The organism is Sphingomonas sp. J315 (assembly GCF_024666595.1).
GTDB lineage: Bacteria > Pseudomonadota > Alphaproteobacteria > Sphingomonadales > Sphingomonadaceae > Sphingomonas.
Genome location: NZ_CP088296.1, coordinates 2,752,064 through 2,766,967, shown reverse-complemented (window position 1 = coordinate 2,766,967; position 14,904 = coordinate 2,752,064). Strand labels below are relative to the sequence as shown.

Sequence of the window (14,904 nt, the reverse complement as noted above, 5' to 3'; positions counted from 1 at the left end):
GGGAAAAGGAGGGCTGAATGTCGAACGCCCCAAGCGGTTGACAGGAAAGCGGCTTCCCCCGACCAAGCAAATCAGGGGGACGTGGTGTGAGCGGGTTCGAGTTCATCTTTTCGCTGTTCGGGCTGATGCTCGGCCTGTCGCTGGCCGAGGGGCTGGGCGGACTGACGCGGGCGATCAAGGTGCGCGGGTTCCGCGCGATCGGCTGGCCGACCGCCCTGCTCGGCCTGTTCGTGTCGTGCGACGTGGTGACATTCTGGATGTATGGCTGGGCGATGCGCGACCAATTGCCGCTGAGCTGGCCGGTGATGTTCGGCGGGTTCGTGGTGACCGCAATCTATTATGTCGCGGCGTCGCTGGTGTTTCCCGATGCGGTGGATCGCGACAGCGATCTCGACGCGCATTTCGACCGGAATTACCGCACGGTGATCGGAGCGGTGCTGTTGTGCAATGTGGCGCTGATCGCCACCGCCTTTGCACTGCTCGACTTCGCGTTCGACCTGCGCACGATGGTGCTGACCTTCTCCTTCTTCCCGGTCAGCCTGATCGCGGTCCTGGTGCCCCGGCGAGCGGTGGTGATCGCGTGCCTGATCTGGCTGATCGCGCTCTACCCACTGTCGGCGGTGTGGCACTAGTTTGTCGGCTTCGCCGAGGGGTCACCGGCCCACCCGAAACCAAAACGGGCCGGGGTTGCCCCCGGCCCGCTTCGCAATGTTCAGATGATCGGGTCGATCAGCCGACAATCTCTTCCGGCTTGAAGAAGTAGGCGATTTCGATCGCGGCATTCTCGTCGCTGTCCGAACCATGGACGGTATTGGCTTCGATCGACTCGGCCAGCTCGGCGCGGATCGTGCCCGGCTCGGCGTTGGCGGGGTTGGTCGCGCCCATGATGTCGCGGTTGCGCTGCATGGCGTTCTCGCCCTCGAGCACCTGCACCACGACCGGGCCGGAGATCATGAATTCGACCAGTTCGCCGAAGAAGGGACGCTCCTTGTGCACCGCGTAGAAGCCCTCGGCCTGTTCGCGGGTCATGTGGATGCGCTTGCTGGCGACGACGCGCAGGCCGGCTTCCTCAAGCATCTTGGTGACCGCGCCGGTCAGGTTGCGGCGGGTGGCATCGGGCTTGATGATCGAAAAGGTACGGGTCACGGCCATGGCCATGCGGCTCCTGTCATATGGGGGATGGGATTGCGCGCGCCCTTAGAGGGGCGCGGGCGTGGTGGCAAGGGGGCGGACGTTACGCCGCCTGCACCCAGCCGCTCTCGCCCTGCCTCCAGTAGCGGCGCTCGACGCCGTCGCGGTCGGCCAAGCCCTTCCACGCGATCCGGGCCGCGCCGATGCTGTCTTCGCCGAAAAAGTGGAAGGCGCGGTCGAAGGTCAGCGCTTCGTCGCGCCATTCGCCGTCGATCAGCGCGACGTGGCGCGCGCCGTTGCCGGGCGCGACCGCTTCGCCGATCAGGACGGGCTGGAGGCTGTCATCCCCTGCCCCGGCCTGGGCGTGGGGGAGGAAGCTGTCGGGGCGGAAGGTCCACAGCAGCTGGTCGATCCGGCGGCGCTGTTCGGCATCGGCGGAGACGATCAGCAGGCGCTGGCCGGTTTCCACCACCTTCGCCGCAATCTGCGGGAGCGCGCGCTCCAGCGGGGTCGCGGTGAGGTGGTAGAAATCGACCTGCATGGCCCGATCAGCGCTCGAAATTGTCGCGGATATAGCGGTCGAGCAGGCGGACGCCGTAGCCGGTTGCGCCCTTGTCGTAATTCGGGCCGGGCTTGTCGGCCCACACCATGCCGGCGATGTCGAGATGCGCCCAGCGCACGCCGGGGTCGACGAAGCGCTGGATGAACTGGGCCGCGGTGATCGACCCGGCTCCGCGCGGGCCGACATTCTTCATGTCGGCGATCGGACTGTCGATCAGCTTGTTGTAAGCGTCGCCGAGCGGGAAGCGCCACAGATGGTCGCCGGTCGCGCGGCCCGCCGACAACAGTTCCTCGGCCAAACCATCGTCGTTCGAAAACAGCCCGCCATGCTCGTTGCCCAGCGCAATGATCATCGCGCCGGTCAGCGTGGCAAGATCGACGATCGTCTTGGGGCCATGCGTGCGCTGGACCCAGGTGATCGCGTCGCACAGCACCAGCCGCCCCTCGGCGTCGGTGTTGATGACCTCGATCGTCTGGCCCGACATCGAGGTGACGACGTCGCCGGGGCGCTGGGCGTTGCCGTCGGGCATGTTCTCGACCAGGCCGCACACGCCGATGACGTTCGCCTTGGCCTTGCGGGTGGCGAGTGCCTTCATCGCGCCCGCGACGGCACCTGCACCGCCCATGTCCCACTTCATATCTTCCATGCCGGCGGCCGGCTTGATCGAGATGCCGCCGGTGTCGAAGGTCACGCCCTTGCCGACCAGGGCGACATCGACGTCACCCGATCCCTTGCCGTTCCAGCGCATCGCGAGCAGGCGGGCCTCACGGCGCGAACCCTGTGCGACGCCGAGCAAAGCCCCCATGCCGAGCTTTTCCATGTCGGCGCGGTCGAGCACGGTGATTTCGACGCCCAGCTCCGCGAGGTGGCGACAGCGTTCGACAAAGCTTTCCGGGTAGATGATGTTCGGCGGCTCCGACACCAAAGTGCGGGTCAGCTCCATTCCCTGCGTCACCGCGTCGAGGCTCGCCCAGCTCGACTCGCTGTCGGCGGGGGCGTTGGCGAGGGTGAGGGTGGCGAGGGTCGGCTTCTGCTTGTCGGCAAGCTTGGTGCGATAGACATCGTGACGCCAGCCGCGCTGCACGGCGGCGGCGGCGAAGCGGGCGACGGCGCGGGCCGTCGGAGCACCGCCGAGCGCGGCGAAATCGACCGTGATGGCGGTTACGCCCGAGACAAGGAAGCGCGCGGTCAATGCTCCGCCGGCGCGTTCATAGTCCACCTCGCTGCCGGATCCGACGCCGAGCAGGAGGATGCGCTTCGCCGCCTCGTCCCCCGGCACGAAGATTTCGGCGATGCCGCCCGCCTCGCCCTCGAACCGGCCGGCACGGGCCGCACCACGGACCAGCGCGAGCGTCGCATCGTCGAGCGTGCCGGCAGGCATCCGATCCAGCCCGTCCTTTTCGACCGGGAGCGCGAGCACCGCCGCATCGGCGGGGCGGGTGGCGGAAAAAATGACCTGCATGAAGCTTCCTGTTCCTCTGGGCGTTAGCGGATCTCTTGGGCCGCGATTCACGCCTATCTAGGGCGGTGCTCCAGACGGGGCAACGCCGGGCGATTGCGAAGCGGGCCATGCGGTGCGATAGGGCAGCTTCAGCCCTGCGCGGGGCGATGTTGGGTACAAAGGGGTTTCGAAGAACGTGACGCGCAAGGCTCTGCTGCTCGCCGGGGTCGTCCCGCTGGCCCTGTGCCTGGCTCCGGGTGCCGCCGCAACCGGCGGCCAGGATTTGCAGGACCGCGCGGTCGAGCCACCGCCGCCGTCCGAAACCCCGCTCCCGGACGATCCCAACCAGATCCAGTTTTCCGCCGACCTGGCCGAATATGATTCGCAGGGCGATATCGTCACGGTCAGCGGCGATGTGCGCCTGTTCCGCGAAGGCAACCGGCTGCGCGCGGACAAGGTGGTATGGAACCGCAAGACCGGACAAGTGGTGGCCGAGGGTAATATCGCCGTCACCAATCCGGAGGGCGACACCGCCTATGGCGACAAGATCGAGCTGACCGATTCGCTGAAGGACGGGGCGATCGAGAATATGCTCGTCGTGCTGGAGCAGGGCGGTCGGATCGCGGCCGAGCGCGGCACGCGCGGTGCCGATGGCGTGATCCGGGTAGATCGCGCCGCCTATACCCCCTGCGCGGTGGTCGATTCTGGCAATTGCCCCAAGGAACCTTCGTGGAAGATCACGGCGGTGCGGGTCGTCTATGACCCGGCGAAGCAGCGCATCCGGTACACCGGCGCGCGGGTGTCGCTGTTCGGGATCGCTTCGCTTCCACTTCCGGTATTTTCGCATTCGGTGGGCGATGGGAACGCCAGCGGCCTGCTCGCGCCCGAAATCCGGTACGATGCGGTCAATGGGTTCGAGGTCGCCCTCCCCTATTATTTCAGTCTGGCACCCAATCGCGACCTGACGATCACGCCGCGCCTGTTCACCGATGCGTTGCCTATGCTCCAGGCCGATTATCGCCACCTGCTCGACAAGGGCGCGTTTCGCGTGACCGGCTATGCCACCTATAGTCGGCGCAGCGACGACTTCATCTCCCCCACTCCGGGCGTATCGAGCGAGAATGCGTTCCGCGGCTATCTGGACGCAGTCGGTCGCTATCAGTTCGACGAGAACTGGAGCACCAGCGGATCGGTGCGCCTGGCGAGCGACCGCACCTTTCTGCGGCGCTACGACATTTCGAGCGACGACCGGCTGCGCAACAATCTGCGCGCCGAGCGGATCGACCGCGATTCCTATTTTTCGATCAATGGCTGGTTCGTCCAGACGCTGCGCCCGACCGAGAATCAGGGGCTTCAGGCGGTGGCGCTGCCCGAGATCGACTACCGGCTGCGATTCGGCCAGGGCCTGATCGCGGGCGGGCGCTTCGAACTCCAGGCCAATACGCTGGCGATCGGGCGCAGCGCCGGACAGGATACACAGCGTGCCTTCACCTCACTGCGCTATGACCTGCGCAAGCTGACTTCATGGGGGCAGGAGGTGACGCTGACCGGCTATGCCCGCGGCGACCTCTACAACACCACCCAGACCGCAGCGACCAGCGTCGTCAGCTATCGCGGGCTGGAGGGGTTTCGTGGCCGCGCGATCGGCGCGCTGGCGCTCGACGTCAAATGGCCGCTGATCGGCGATGCGTTTGGCGGGACGCAGCGGATCACCCCGCGCTTCCAGATCGTCGCCGCGCCACGCATCGACAATTTCGACGTACCGAATGAAGACGCGCGCTCTGTCGACCTTGAGGATTCGAACCTCTTCGCGCTCAATCGCTTTCCCGGATACGACCGGTTCGAGGATTCGACCCGCTTTACCTTTGGCGTCGATTACGCGCTCTACCTGCCCGGCCTGTCGATCGAGGCGAATGTGGGGCAAAGCTATCGCCTGACGTCGCGCCCGGCGATCCTGCCCGACGGCACGGGACTCGACGACCGGCTGTCGGATATCGTCGGCCGGACGGTGGTGCGCTATCGCGACTTCCTGTCGTTCACGCACCGATATCGAGTCGACAAGGACAATTTCGCGGTGCGCCGCAACGAAATCGACGCGACGGTGGGATCGCGCACGACATTCGTCACGCTCGGCTATCTGCGGCTCAACCGCAACATCCCGTTCGCGCTGGAGGATCTGCAGGACCGTGAGGAAGCGCGGATCGGCGCGCGGGTCCAGATCACGCGCTTCTGGTCCGCATTCGGATCGGCGGTGGTCGACCTGACCGATGCCGAGGAAGATCCCGCCTCGCTCGCGGATGGGTTCGAACCGGTGCGGCACCGGCTGGGCGTCGAATATGAGGATGACTGTATCCGCATCGGCCTGACCTGGAAGCGCGATTATCAGACCACCGGCGACGCGCGGCGGGGGAGTTCGTACCTGTTCACGCTGGCGCTGAAGAATCTGGGGCGTTAGTTTGAGGCTGCGGCACCGGCCCGCTCCCCCGCCCGGCCACCCACAAGGTATCTTCAAAGGGTGGCCGGGTGGGGGGGGCCGGCGCCGCAACACAAGGCATCCGATGATGACCATTGCGGCGACAGATTACAGGCCGTAAGCCCCAGTTCAGGCACAATTGGCTAGTACACGGCCCCGATCACGAAAATCGGACAGGTTTCAGGCACAGGTGAAGATGACCTCGAAAGTCGCGCGTTACGGCCGGATTGCGGCCCTTGTTCTGGGTATTGCCGGCAGCACCGCCATTGCGGCGCAAACCGTCGCCGATGGTGACGTCCCGTCGACGGCGAACCTCAACCTGCCGGAAAACCTGCAGCTGTTCGCCAAGGCCGACCCCAATGTGCGCAAGCCGACGGCGATCGTGAACGGCCATGTCCTCACGCGCACCGATGTCGACCACCGCGTCAACCTGGCCATCGCGCTCAACCAGTGGCAGCTGAGCGTCGAGGAGAAGGACCAGCTGCGCATGCAGGTGCTGCGCCTGCTGATCGACGAGACGATCCAGATCCAGCAGGCCAAGTCGGAGGATATCTCCATCGCCGCCGACCAGATCGAGCGCAGCTTTGCCGGCATTGCGCGCCGCTATGGCCGATCGCCGGATCAGATGCGTGCGTGGCTGCGCGAGATCGGGTCGTCGGAACGATCGTTCCGCCGCCAGATCGAGGGCGAGCTGGCATGGCAGGCAGTGATCCGACGCAAGGTCAACCCGTTCATCAATGTCGGCGACTATGAAGTCAGCGAGATCATCAAGTCGATCGAGGCCGCCAAGGGCACCAACGAATATCACCTGCGCGAAATCTACATCTCCGCGACGCCGGAGCGCGCGGGCGAGGTGTTCCAGACGATGCAGCAGATGATCCAGCAGATGCAGCAGGGGCGCCCGTTCGAATATTTCGCACGCTTTTCCGAAGCGACCACCAGCTCGCAAGGCGGCGACCTTGGCTGGGTGCGCACCGAGATGCTGCCCGGGCCGCTGGCCCAGGCGGCACAGCAGATGCAGGTCGGTCAGGTCGCAGGCCCGGTCGAAGTGCCCGGCGGCTTTTCGATCCTCTATCTGGTCGACAAGCGTCAGGTCGGCATGCCCGACCCGCGTGACGCGCGCCTGAGTCTGCGCCAGCTGACCGTCAAATTCCCGGCCGACATCACCCAGGCGCAGGCAACCGCCAAGGTCGCCGAGTTCGCCGCAGTGCTCAAATCGACCAATGGCTGCGGCGCGGTGGGCAAGGCCGCCGAGACGCTGGGTGCCGAAGTCGTCGACAATGACTCGGTTGTCGCGCGCGATCTGCCGCCACAGCTGCAGGACCTGATCCTGGCGCTTCAGGTCGGTCAGGCAACCCCGCCCTTCGGATCGCCGACCGAGGGCATTCGCGCGCTGGTCCTGTGCGGCCGCGACGATCCCAAGACCGCATCGGCCCCATCGGCCGATGCGATCCGCGACGGCCTTGAGGAGCGCCGCACCAATTTGCGCGCCCAGCGGTTGCTGCGCGACCTGCGCCGCGACGCGATCGTCGAGTATCGTTGAGCCGTGAGCGGCGCTTTGCGTCCGCTCGCGATCGCGATGGGAGATCCCGCAGGGATCGGTCCGGAGATTATCGGCAAGGCATGGTGCGGTCGCGCGTTGCACGCACTTTCCCCGTTTTTCGCAGTCGGTGAACCGGACGCGATTGCGGCGGTGTGGGACGGGCCGTTGGCACGGATCGGCAGCCCGGATGAGGCGCGAAGTGCGTTTGACGACGCGCTTCCGGTGCTTCCGGTCGACTGCTCGGCAGCGGTCCAGCCGGGGGTCCCCGACGTCGCGGGCGCGCGCTGTGCGCTGAGCAGCCTGGAGCTTGCCACCGGCCTCACGCGGTCGGGCGCGGCGGGGGGGCCTGGTGACCGCGCCGGTGTCAAAGGCGCAGCTTTACAGCATCGGCTTTACCCATCCGGGGCAGACCGAGTTCGTTGCGGAGCGATGCGGCGTTGCGCCCGAGAATGCGGTGATGATGCTGGCCGGGCCGACGCTGCGCGTGGTGCCGGTGACGACGCATATCGCGCTGGCGGAGGTCGCGCCGACGATCACGATTCCCTTGATCCTGGCCAAGGCGCGCGCGACCGCGCGGGGACTCGCGCGCAATTTCGGGATCACCGCACCCCGCCTCGCCTTTGCCGGCCTCAACCCGCATGCCGGCGAAGGCGGGGCGATCGGGCGCGAGGAGATCGAGCTGCTGATCCCGGCGATCGAGCAGTTGCGCGCCGAGGGGATCGACGCGACCGGGCCGTTCGCGGGCGACACGATGTTCCATGCGCGCGCGCGGGCGACCTATGATGCCGCGATCTGCCTCTATCACGATCAGGCGCTGATCCCGCTCAAGACGCTGCATTTCGACGAGGGGGTGAATCTGACACTCGGCCTGCCGATCGTGCGCACTTCGCCCGATCACGGCACCGCGTTTGGCATTGCGGGCAAGGACATGGCGGAACCGGGCGCGATGATCGCGGCGATCCGCATGGCGGCGCAGGCGGCCGAGCATCGCGCCGCCTATGACGCCGAGCAGGCCGCGACCGCGTGATCAAGCTACCCCCGCTGCGTGAGGTGATTGCGAAACACGGGCTCTCCGCCAGCAAGGCGTTGGGCCAGAATTTCCTGTTCGATTCTGCAGCTGCTCGACCGCATCGCGCGCGTGCCGGGCGATCTCAATGGCGCGGAGGTATTCGAGGTCGGCCCCGGTCCCGGCGGTCTGACCCGCGCATTGCTCGGCGCCGGGGCGAAGGTGACCGCAGTCGAACGTGACCGGCGCTGCATCCCCGCGCTCGAGGAACTCGGCGAGGCGTTTCCGGGACAGTTGCGCGTGATCGAGGGCGATGCGCTTGAGGTGGATGCGCCCGCGCTGTTCTCGGGGAAGCCGCATATCGCGTCGAACCTGCCGTACAATGTCGGCACCGCGCTGCTGGTCGGCTGGCTGTCCGCCGAATGGGAGCCGTGGTGGGCGAGCCTGACGCTGATGTTCCAGAAGGAGGTCGCCGAACGGATCGTCGCGACGACCGACAGCGATCATTATGGCCGCCTCGCGGTACTGGCGCAGTGGCGCAGCAGCGCGCGGATCGCGATGCCGGTCCACCGCAGCGCGTTCACCCCGCCGCCCAAGGTGATGTCGGCGGTCGTGCATATCGTGCCAGCCGACGAGCCGCCGGGGGTGAAGTTCAAGGTTCTGGAGCGCCTGACCGCTGCTGCATTCGGCCAGCGACGCAAAATGCTACGGCAGAGCTTGAAGGCGGTGCCGGGTGCGGTCGAGGCGGCAGAGGCGCTGGGGATCGACCCGACACGACGCGCCGAGACGGTGAGCGTGGCGGAGTTTGTAAGCCTGGCGCGGGCGTTGTCCTGATCTCCCCTCCCGCTTGCGGGAGGGGACTTAGTTCTTCTTCTCGTCCGCCTTGGGAGGCGGAACTACCTGCGCCGTTGCGGTGGCGGGCGGGCCCTTGGCGATCGCCGCCGCCAGCTGAGTCGCGTCGGCGCAATTTCCGCACAGCGTCTTCAGCCGCGCGAGATTTTCCTTGGCGCGTTCGACAGCGCCCTTCTGCACCATCGCCTCGCCCTGCCCGCGCAGCGCGGCCTGATCGTTCGGCTCCAGCGTCAGCGCTTCGCGATAGAAGCGGATCGCCTTGCCCGGCAGGCCCTGCGCGCGCGCAATTTCGGCGAGCACCAGATAGGCGGCACGGTTGCGCGGATCGACCGCGAGCGCGCTTTCGATCAGGCCATTGGCCGTGTCGAGGTCACCGGCGGCGCGCGCAGCCTTCCCCTTATCGAGCAACGCGACCGAGCGGGCGTCGATCTGGTCGTCGGCGCGCTGGGCGTTGATCGAAGTCGAAACGCTGAGCAGCGTGAGCGCTGCGGCGGCCGACACGAGCGAGATACGCATGACAGTCTCCGGACGTGGAATGGCAATCGCTATCACGCGCGCACCATCCGCGCGACAAAAAACCCGTCGGTCGCATCGCTGAGCGGGGTGAGACGCATGCCCGATCCATGCGGCGTGCCGAGCGGAAGCGCAAGCGGATCGGCGCGGAAGGCCGGGTTGCGGGCGAGGAAGGCGGTGACCTGATCCGCCCCTTCGGCATCGAGCAGCGAACAGACGATATGGATCAGCGCGCCGCCGGGGCGGATCAGCGCCGCGCCGACATCGAGCAGGCGCGCCTGCGTCTCGACCAGCCGGGCGAGCCGCGCCGGGGTGAGCCGCCAGCGTGCCTCCGGGTTGCGACGCCAGGTTCCGGTGCCGGAGCAGGGCGAATCGATCAGCACCACGTCGGCGCTGTCGGCCCAGTCAGCCAGCGCCTCCGCCTCCCGGTTCGGGTTGAGCAGGCGCGTCTCGACAATGTTGACACCCGCCCGCTGCGCACGCGGGGCAAGGCGCGAGAGGCGGGCGCGGTCGCTGTCGCTGGCAAGGATCGCCCCCTGCCCCGCCATCGCGGCGGCGAGCGCGAGCGTCTTGCCCCCCACCTCCCGCGCACAGGTCGACGACGCGCATGCCCGGTGCGGCGGCGGCGGCGAGGGTCACCGCCTGGCTGCCGGCGTCCTGGACCTCGAACCAGCCTTGGGCGTAGGCGTCGCTCTTTTCCACCGGCGTATCGCCGGGGAGGCGTAGCGCGAGCGGAAGGCCGGGGAGCAACGCCGCATCGGGGAAGGCGGCGGCGAGCTGGTCGCGGGTCGCCTTGAGCGGGTTCACCCGCAGGTCGAGCGGGGCGCGGTCGAGCAAGGCTGCGGCCTGTTCCCCATCGACGCCCGATGCGGCGAGCGCGTCGATCAGCCAGGCCGGGGCGACGCCCGGCGCGGCAACCGGCTCATCCGCACCGATCGGCGCAGGGCCATAGGGCGAGCCGTCGAAGGTTGCGGCCAGATCGGGATCGCGCGCCGCCAGCGCCAGCATCGCCGCGCGCCCGGTCGCCGGAATCTCGCCACACAGCCGGATCGCGTCATAGACCAGGGCGCGGATCGCGCGGCGGTCCTTCGACCCCGCATAGCGGCGCGCGGCAAGCTCGCGCGCGATCAGCACGTCCGCCGATGCCCCGCCATCCCGCGCGGCGGCGATGATCGCGTCGAGCAGTTCGATAGCAGTACGGGTACGTGCGGCTGGGGTCATCGAGGCGCTTTAGGGGACCGAAAGCGGCTCGGCCAGCGTGGCGGGGAAGGCGCGGATCACCGCAGGGGCGAGCTTTGCGGCCAGCGCGGACGGGGTGTCATTGCGCGTCCCTTCGGCCTGGGCGGTCAGCGCGCTGCCGCTCCAAACCAGTCTCTCGTCCGCACGGCTGACCAGCTCGACCTTGAGCGTGGTGACGATCAGGCCACGCAGCTGGCGCTTGTCCGAGGGCAGCGTGACGCTGACCGCTCCGCCCCAGTTGCCGAATCCGCCCGACGCGCCCTGCTCGCGCCCATTCGACGCGACCGCGCCGCGCTCGGCCCGGGTGAGGCTGATCCGTGCAATGTAGCGACCGCGCGCCTGACGCGGGAGAGCGATGAAGCGCGCATCGAGCAGCGCCTGTTCCACCGCGTCGGCGAAGACCTGACGGACCGCAACGGGGGTGGCTTCATCCGCCACCGCCTCGACCGTCACCGTGCCCGGGGTCAGCGCCGGGCCGTCCTGAACGCCCGAAGCCAGCATCGCGAGCGCTGCAATCCACATCATCGCCATTCCTTCCACACTTTACTCGGCACGCACCGAATCGAGTCCATAGTCGATCCGGATGCGGACCCATTCGCCGACCTGATACTGCCCGCGCAACCGGGGCGGGCGCACGCGAAACTGCCACGCGGCGGCGAGCCACGCGCGCCCGATCTGCGCGCCCTCGGGATATTCGTCGAGCAGTACGCAGCTGTCGACGCGATAATCGGCCACCGTCCGGCATGCGATCATCGCCCAGCCCGGCGCGCGCGCGGTCGACAGATAGCCGCGAATCTCGCTGTCATAGGGCTTGCGGAACCACGACGCGGCGTAGAGCGGCTCACCATTGGGTCCGCGCCCCTCCACCCGACGCGAATCCCCGGGATTGGGGCCGGGCGCCGGTGGCCCGGCGACACGGCGCGGGGGGCGGCGGGCTCTGCCGACGGGCGGCGCGGCAGCGCGGCGATATCGGGCATGCGACCGAGCGGGATGTCGAGGAGTACCGGCGGCTCGGGCGCAGGGTCGACGACCACCGGATCTGGGCGCGGCGGGGTGTCCGCCTCACGCGGTCGGGGCTGCACGGTCGGCTGGGGCGCCGCATCGGCGGGGCGCGCGTCGGACGGTGGCTCGGGCGCAGGCTCCGGCTCCGGACTGACGCCGAACGTCGCCATCGGCACCGTCTCATCGGGCGGGTTCAGGATCTTCGGCGCGATGGTGAGCAGCAACAATGCCAGCAGCAGTTCGACCAGCAGCGCGAGCGCAATCGCAATCGCACGCGCGCCAAACCGCTCGCGCAGGCGCGGCAACAGCGCGCGCGGCGCTTCTGGCGGGGGCAGGACGGCAATACTCGACAAGGCGCGGACGAATTGCCCGCGCATTGCGTCGAAATGATGTCGGCAACCCGCCGTTCTCCGCAAGGAGGAGGAGGCGGATAGTCTGCTCCCTACACCCGCTGCATCATTGCGTCGGCTACCGCGCGTTGGAGATCGGCCTGGGTAAAGGGTTTGTTGAGACGAAGCAGCTGCGCGGCGGCGTCTGCGGGGGGTCTCGCCATAACCGGTGGCGAGGATGATCGGCAGTTCGGGGTACTGCGCCCGTGCCCGTGCGATCAGTTCGGTGCCGGTCATGCCGGGCATAGCCTGATCGGTGATCAGCAGCGCGATATCCTCCCGCGCGTTCAACTGGTCGAGCGCGGCAAGGCCCGATTCCGCCTCGATCACCCTATGGCCCAGATCGGTGAGCAGGTCGGCGGTGTTCATCAGCACCAAGGGATCGTCATCCGCGACGAGCACCACCAGCGATCGCATCGCGGCGCGGGTCGCAACGTCGGCGCGCGGTGCCGCGACGACCGCGCCGGAGCCATCCGAAGCGACCGGCAACCAGATATGGGCATGCGTGCCGTGACCAGGCTCGCTCTCGATCTCCAGCATCCCGCCATTCTGGCGCGCGAAACCGTGGATCATCGACAGGCCAAGACCCGTGCCCTTCCCCACCCCCTTGGTCGTGAAAAAGGGTTCGGTCGCGCGCGCCAGCGTCGCGGCGTCCATGCCCGAGCCCTCGTCATGCACCGACAACCGGACATAGCGACCCGAGGTCAGGCCGCGGACCTCTCCGATCACCTCCTGCTCGATCCCCTCGATGCAGATGCGCCCGCCATCGGGCATGGCGTCGCGCGCATTCACCGCCAGATTGACCAGCGCCATTTCGAGCTGGTTGGCGTCGGCGGACACCACCGGCAGGCGATCGGGGAAATCGACATCGATCCGCCACGACGGACCGATCGTGCGTTCCAGCAGCCCGCGCATGTCCGCGACGAGCGCGGGCACGTCGATCCGTTCGGTCTTCAGTTCCTGTCGCCGGGCAAAGGCGAGCATCCGCTGGGTCAGCGCCGCGCCGCGATCCGCCGCCTGCATCGAATTGTCGATCAGGCGCGTGATCTGGGGATCGTCATCGGGCAGGCGTTTGCGCAGCAAAGTCAGACCGCTGATGATCGCCATCAGCAAATTGTTGAAATCATGCGCCACGCCACCGGTCAGCTGGCCGATCGCCTCGATCTTCTGCGCCTGGAACAACGCTTCACGCGCAACCTCCAGCTCGCGCTGCGCCTCTTCGCGTTCGGTGATATCGCGGGTAATCTTGGCAAATCCGATCAGCCGCCCGTCATCGTCATGGATCGCATCGATCACCACGCTGGCGCGGAAGCGGTGACCACCCTTGCGCAGTCGCCAGCCCTCCGCCGCAAAGCGCCCCTGACGCCGCGCGGTTTCGAGCGCGTGCTGCGGCTCACCGCGAGCGCGCTCTTCCTCAGTGTAGAAGGTCGAGAAATGCGCGCCCATGATTTCGTCCGGGGCATAGCCCTTGATCCGTTGCGCCCCTGCATTCCAGCTCGCGACGACGCCCTGCGGATCGAGCATGTAGATCGCATAGTCGGTCACGCCCTGAACGAGCAGTCGGAACTGCGTCTGGCTCTGTTCGAGCGCCGCGGCGCGCTCCATTGCGCGCGATTCGAGTTCGGCGTTGAGCTGACGCAGCTGTTCCGCCGTCTTGCGCAGTTCAGCCTCCGCTGCGGCGCGCTCGACATGCGCCCAGCTGCGGTCGGTGACCTCACGGATCAGCGCGATATCTTCCGGGCTCCACACATGGGGTTCGGCATGGTGCGCCGCCATCAGCGCGGTCAGCCGCCCGTCCTTCACCAGCGGCACGCAGCAGGTGGCTGCAAGCCCGATCGCGGCAAAGGTCGCGGCTTCGTGCGGGGGTAGCTCATGCGCGATGTCGTCAAGGATCAGCGGGCGGGCGGCATTGAGGTCGCGCACCGCCTGTTCGCCGAACGCGGCCAGGCTGTAATGGCCGACGATCGATTGTGATCCAGGCTGCGCCCAATCGCCGCGGATGGTGAAGCCGTCGCCATCGGCGTCCATATCGGCATAGGCGCAATTGGCGGCACCCAGGCGTTCGGCGAGCTTGCGGGTCGTGATCGCCAAGATCTGAGCGGGGTCGGTCGCGCCACCGGTTTCGCGATCGAGGGCATCGAGAAAGCGCAGCCGCGCTTCGCTCTCTCGCAACGCCCGCTCGCTCCGCACCGATTCTGTTGTCTCGACGACCACCGCCATGACCCCGGCGGGGTGGCCATCATCGTCAAAGACCGGGGAGTAATCCAGATCGAGCCAACAATCCTCGAATACTCCCGTGCGATTGAGGGTCAGCTTGTGGTTGCGATAGGCGAGCGTGCCGCCAGCAAGCCCGACGCGCATGACGTTGGCGTTGAAGTCGGCGACTTCCGGCCACGCCTCAACGACCTTCATTCCAAGCAGCCCCGGATGCCGCTCGCCCGCGAAGACCGAATAGCCGTCGTTGTAGATCAGATGCCCGTCCCTGCCCCACAGCATGACCAGCGCGACCGGCGAATTGACGAGGAAGGCGACAATGCTGCACAGGCTTTGCGACCAGCCTTCAATCGGCCCGACGCCGGTTGCGGCCCAGTCGAACGCAGCGATGCGCTGTCCCATCTCGCCGCCATTGGCCAGAAATGCCGGGACGTTGACCGCCCGCGCCGCACTTGCTCTCACGCCTGCTCCACTACCTGCCCAAACGGCGCACATGCACCGCCCCACATCGCTCAACGCGCTGGCGTAACGAAGGTTCC

The 14,904-nt window shown here is 67.5% G+C and carries 10 protein-coding genes and 3 pseudogenes; 5 read left to right on the top strand and 8 right to left on the bottom strand.

Going from position 1 to position 14,904, the window contains the following annotated elements:
* The first annotated feature begins 86 nt into the window (after window positions 1-86).
* A complete protein-coding gene (locus LRS08_RS14090) occupies window positions 87-632 on the top strand; it encodes a hypothetical protein (RefSeq protein ID WP_257843097.1) in 546 nt (181 codons plus the stop codon).
* Between the two features lie 97 nt (window positions 633-729).
* Here the strand turns inward: LRS08_RS14090 and ndk are convergent, their stop codons facing one another.
* The 3 genes from ndk to LRS08_RS14075 all read right to left on the bottom strand — a co-directional run bounded on the left by ndk (window position 730) and on the right by LRS08_RS14075 (window position 3,155).
* Window positions 730-1,152: a nucleoside-diphosphate kinase gene (gene ndk, locus LRS08_RS14085; RefSeq protein ID WP_257845413.1), complete on the bottom strand. Its 423-nt coding sequence runs from the start codon at window positions 1,150-1,152 to the stop codon at window positions 730-732.
* Between the two features lie 82 nt (window positions 1,153-1,234).
* Window positions 1,235-1,672 carry a DNA polymerase III subunit chi gene (locus LRS08_RS14080; protein ID WP_257843098.1) on the bottom strand — a complete coding sequence of 146 codons (438 nt, stop codon included), beginning with the start codon at window positions 1,670-1,672 and terminating at the stop codon, window positions 1,235-1,237.
* A 7-nt stretch (window positions 1,673-1,679) separates the two neighbouring features.
* Complete coding sequence (locus LRS08_RS14075; RefSeq protein WP_260480859.1) at window positions 1,680-3,155, bottom strand: leucyl aminopeptidase; 1,476 nt, start codon at window positions 3,153-3,155, stop codon at window positions 1,680-1,682.
* A 175-nt stretch (window positions 3,156-3,330) separates the two neighbouring features.
* Here LRS08_RS14075 and LRS08_RS14070 point away from each other — a divergent pair, with 175 nt between their 5' ends.
* From LRS08_RS14070 to rsmA, 4 genes and pseudogenes are all read left to right on the top strand, one after another.
* Window positions 3,331-5,589, top strand: a complete 2,259-nt coding sequence (locus LRS08_RS14070; protein ID WP_374580130.1) for an LPS-assembly protein LptD — start codon at window positions 3,331-3,333, stop codon at window positions 5,587-5,589.
* A gap of 214 nt (window positions 5,590-5,803) precedes the next feature.
* Window positions 5,804-7,150, top strand: coding sequence for a peptidylprolyl isomerase (locus LRS08_RS14065; protein WP_257843100.1), 1,347 nt, complete (start codon window positions 5,804-5,806; stop codon window positions 7,148-7,150).
* Between the two features lie 36 nt (window positions 7,151-7,186).
* A pseudogene (pdxA, locus tag LRS08_RS14060) lies at window positions 7,187-8,177 on the top strand (4-hydroxythreonine-4-phosphate dehydrogenase PdxA).
* A pseudogene (rsmA, locus tag LRS08_RS14055) lies at window positions 8,174-8,990 on the top strand (16S rRNA (adenine(1518)-N(6)/adenine(1519)-N(6))-dimethyltransferase RsmA). Before pdxA ends, rsmA begins: the two co-directional pseudogenes overlap by 4 nt.
* 27 nt (window positions 8,991-9,017) lie before the next feature.
* Here rsmA and LRS08_RS14050 read toward each other — a convergent pair.
* From LRS08_RS14050 to LRS08_RS14030, 5 genes and pseudogenes are all read right to left on the bottom strand, one after another.
* Complete coding sequence (locus tag LRS08_RS14050) at window positions 9,018-9,524, bottom strand: tetratricopeptide repeat protein (RefSeq protein WP_257843103.1); 507 nt, start codon at window positions 9,522-9,524, stop codon at window positions 9,018-9,020.
* A 32-nt stretch (window positions 9,525-9,556) separates the two neighbouring features.
* Window positions 9,557-10,742 (bottom strand): annotated as a pseudogene (locus tag LRS08_RS14045) (RsmB/NOP family class I SAM-dependent RNA methyltransferase).
* A gap of 9 nt (window positions 10,743-10,751) precedes the next feature.
* Window positions 10,752-11,285, bottom strand: coding sequence for a DUF4136 domain-containing protein (locus tag LRS08_RS14040; protein WP_257843105.1), 534 nt, complete (start codon window positions 11,283-11,285; stop codon window positions 10,752-10,754).
* A gap of 18 nt (window positions 11,286-11,303) precedes the next feature.
* Window positions 11,304-11,513, bottom strand: coding sequence for a hypothetical protein (locus tag LRS08_RS14035; RefSeq protein WP_260480858.1), 210 nt, complete (start codon window positions 11,511-11,513; stop codon window positions 11,304-11,306).
* Window positions 11,510-14,827, bottom strand: a complete 3,318-nt coding sequence (locus tag LRS08_RS14030) for a PAS domain S-box protein (protein ID WP_260480857.1) — start codon at window positions 14,825-14,827, stop codon at window positions 11,510-11,512. Before LRS08_RS14030 ends, LRS08_RS14035 begins: the two co-directional genes overlap by 4 nt.
* Window positions 14,828-14,904: the final 77 nt, after the last annotated feature.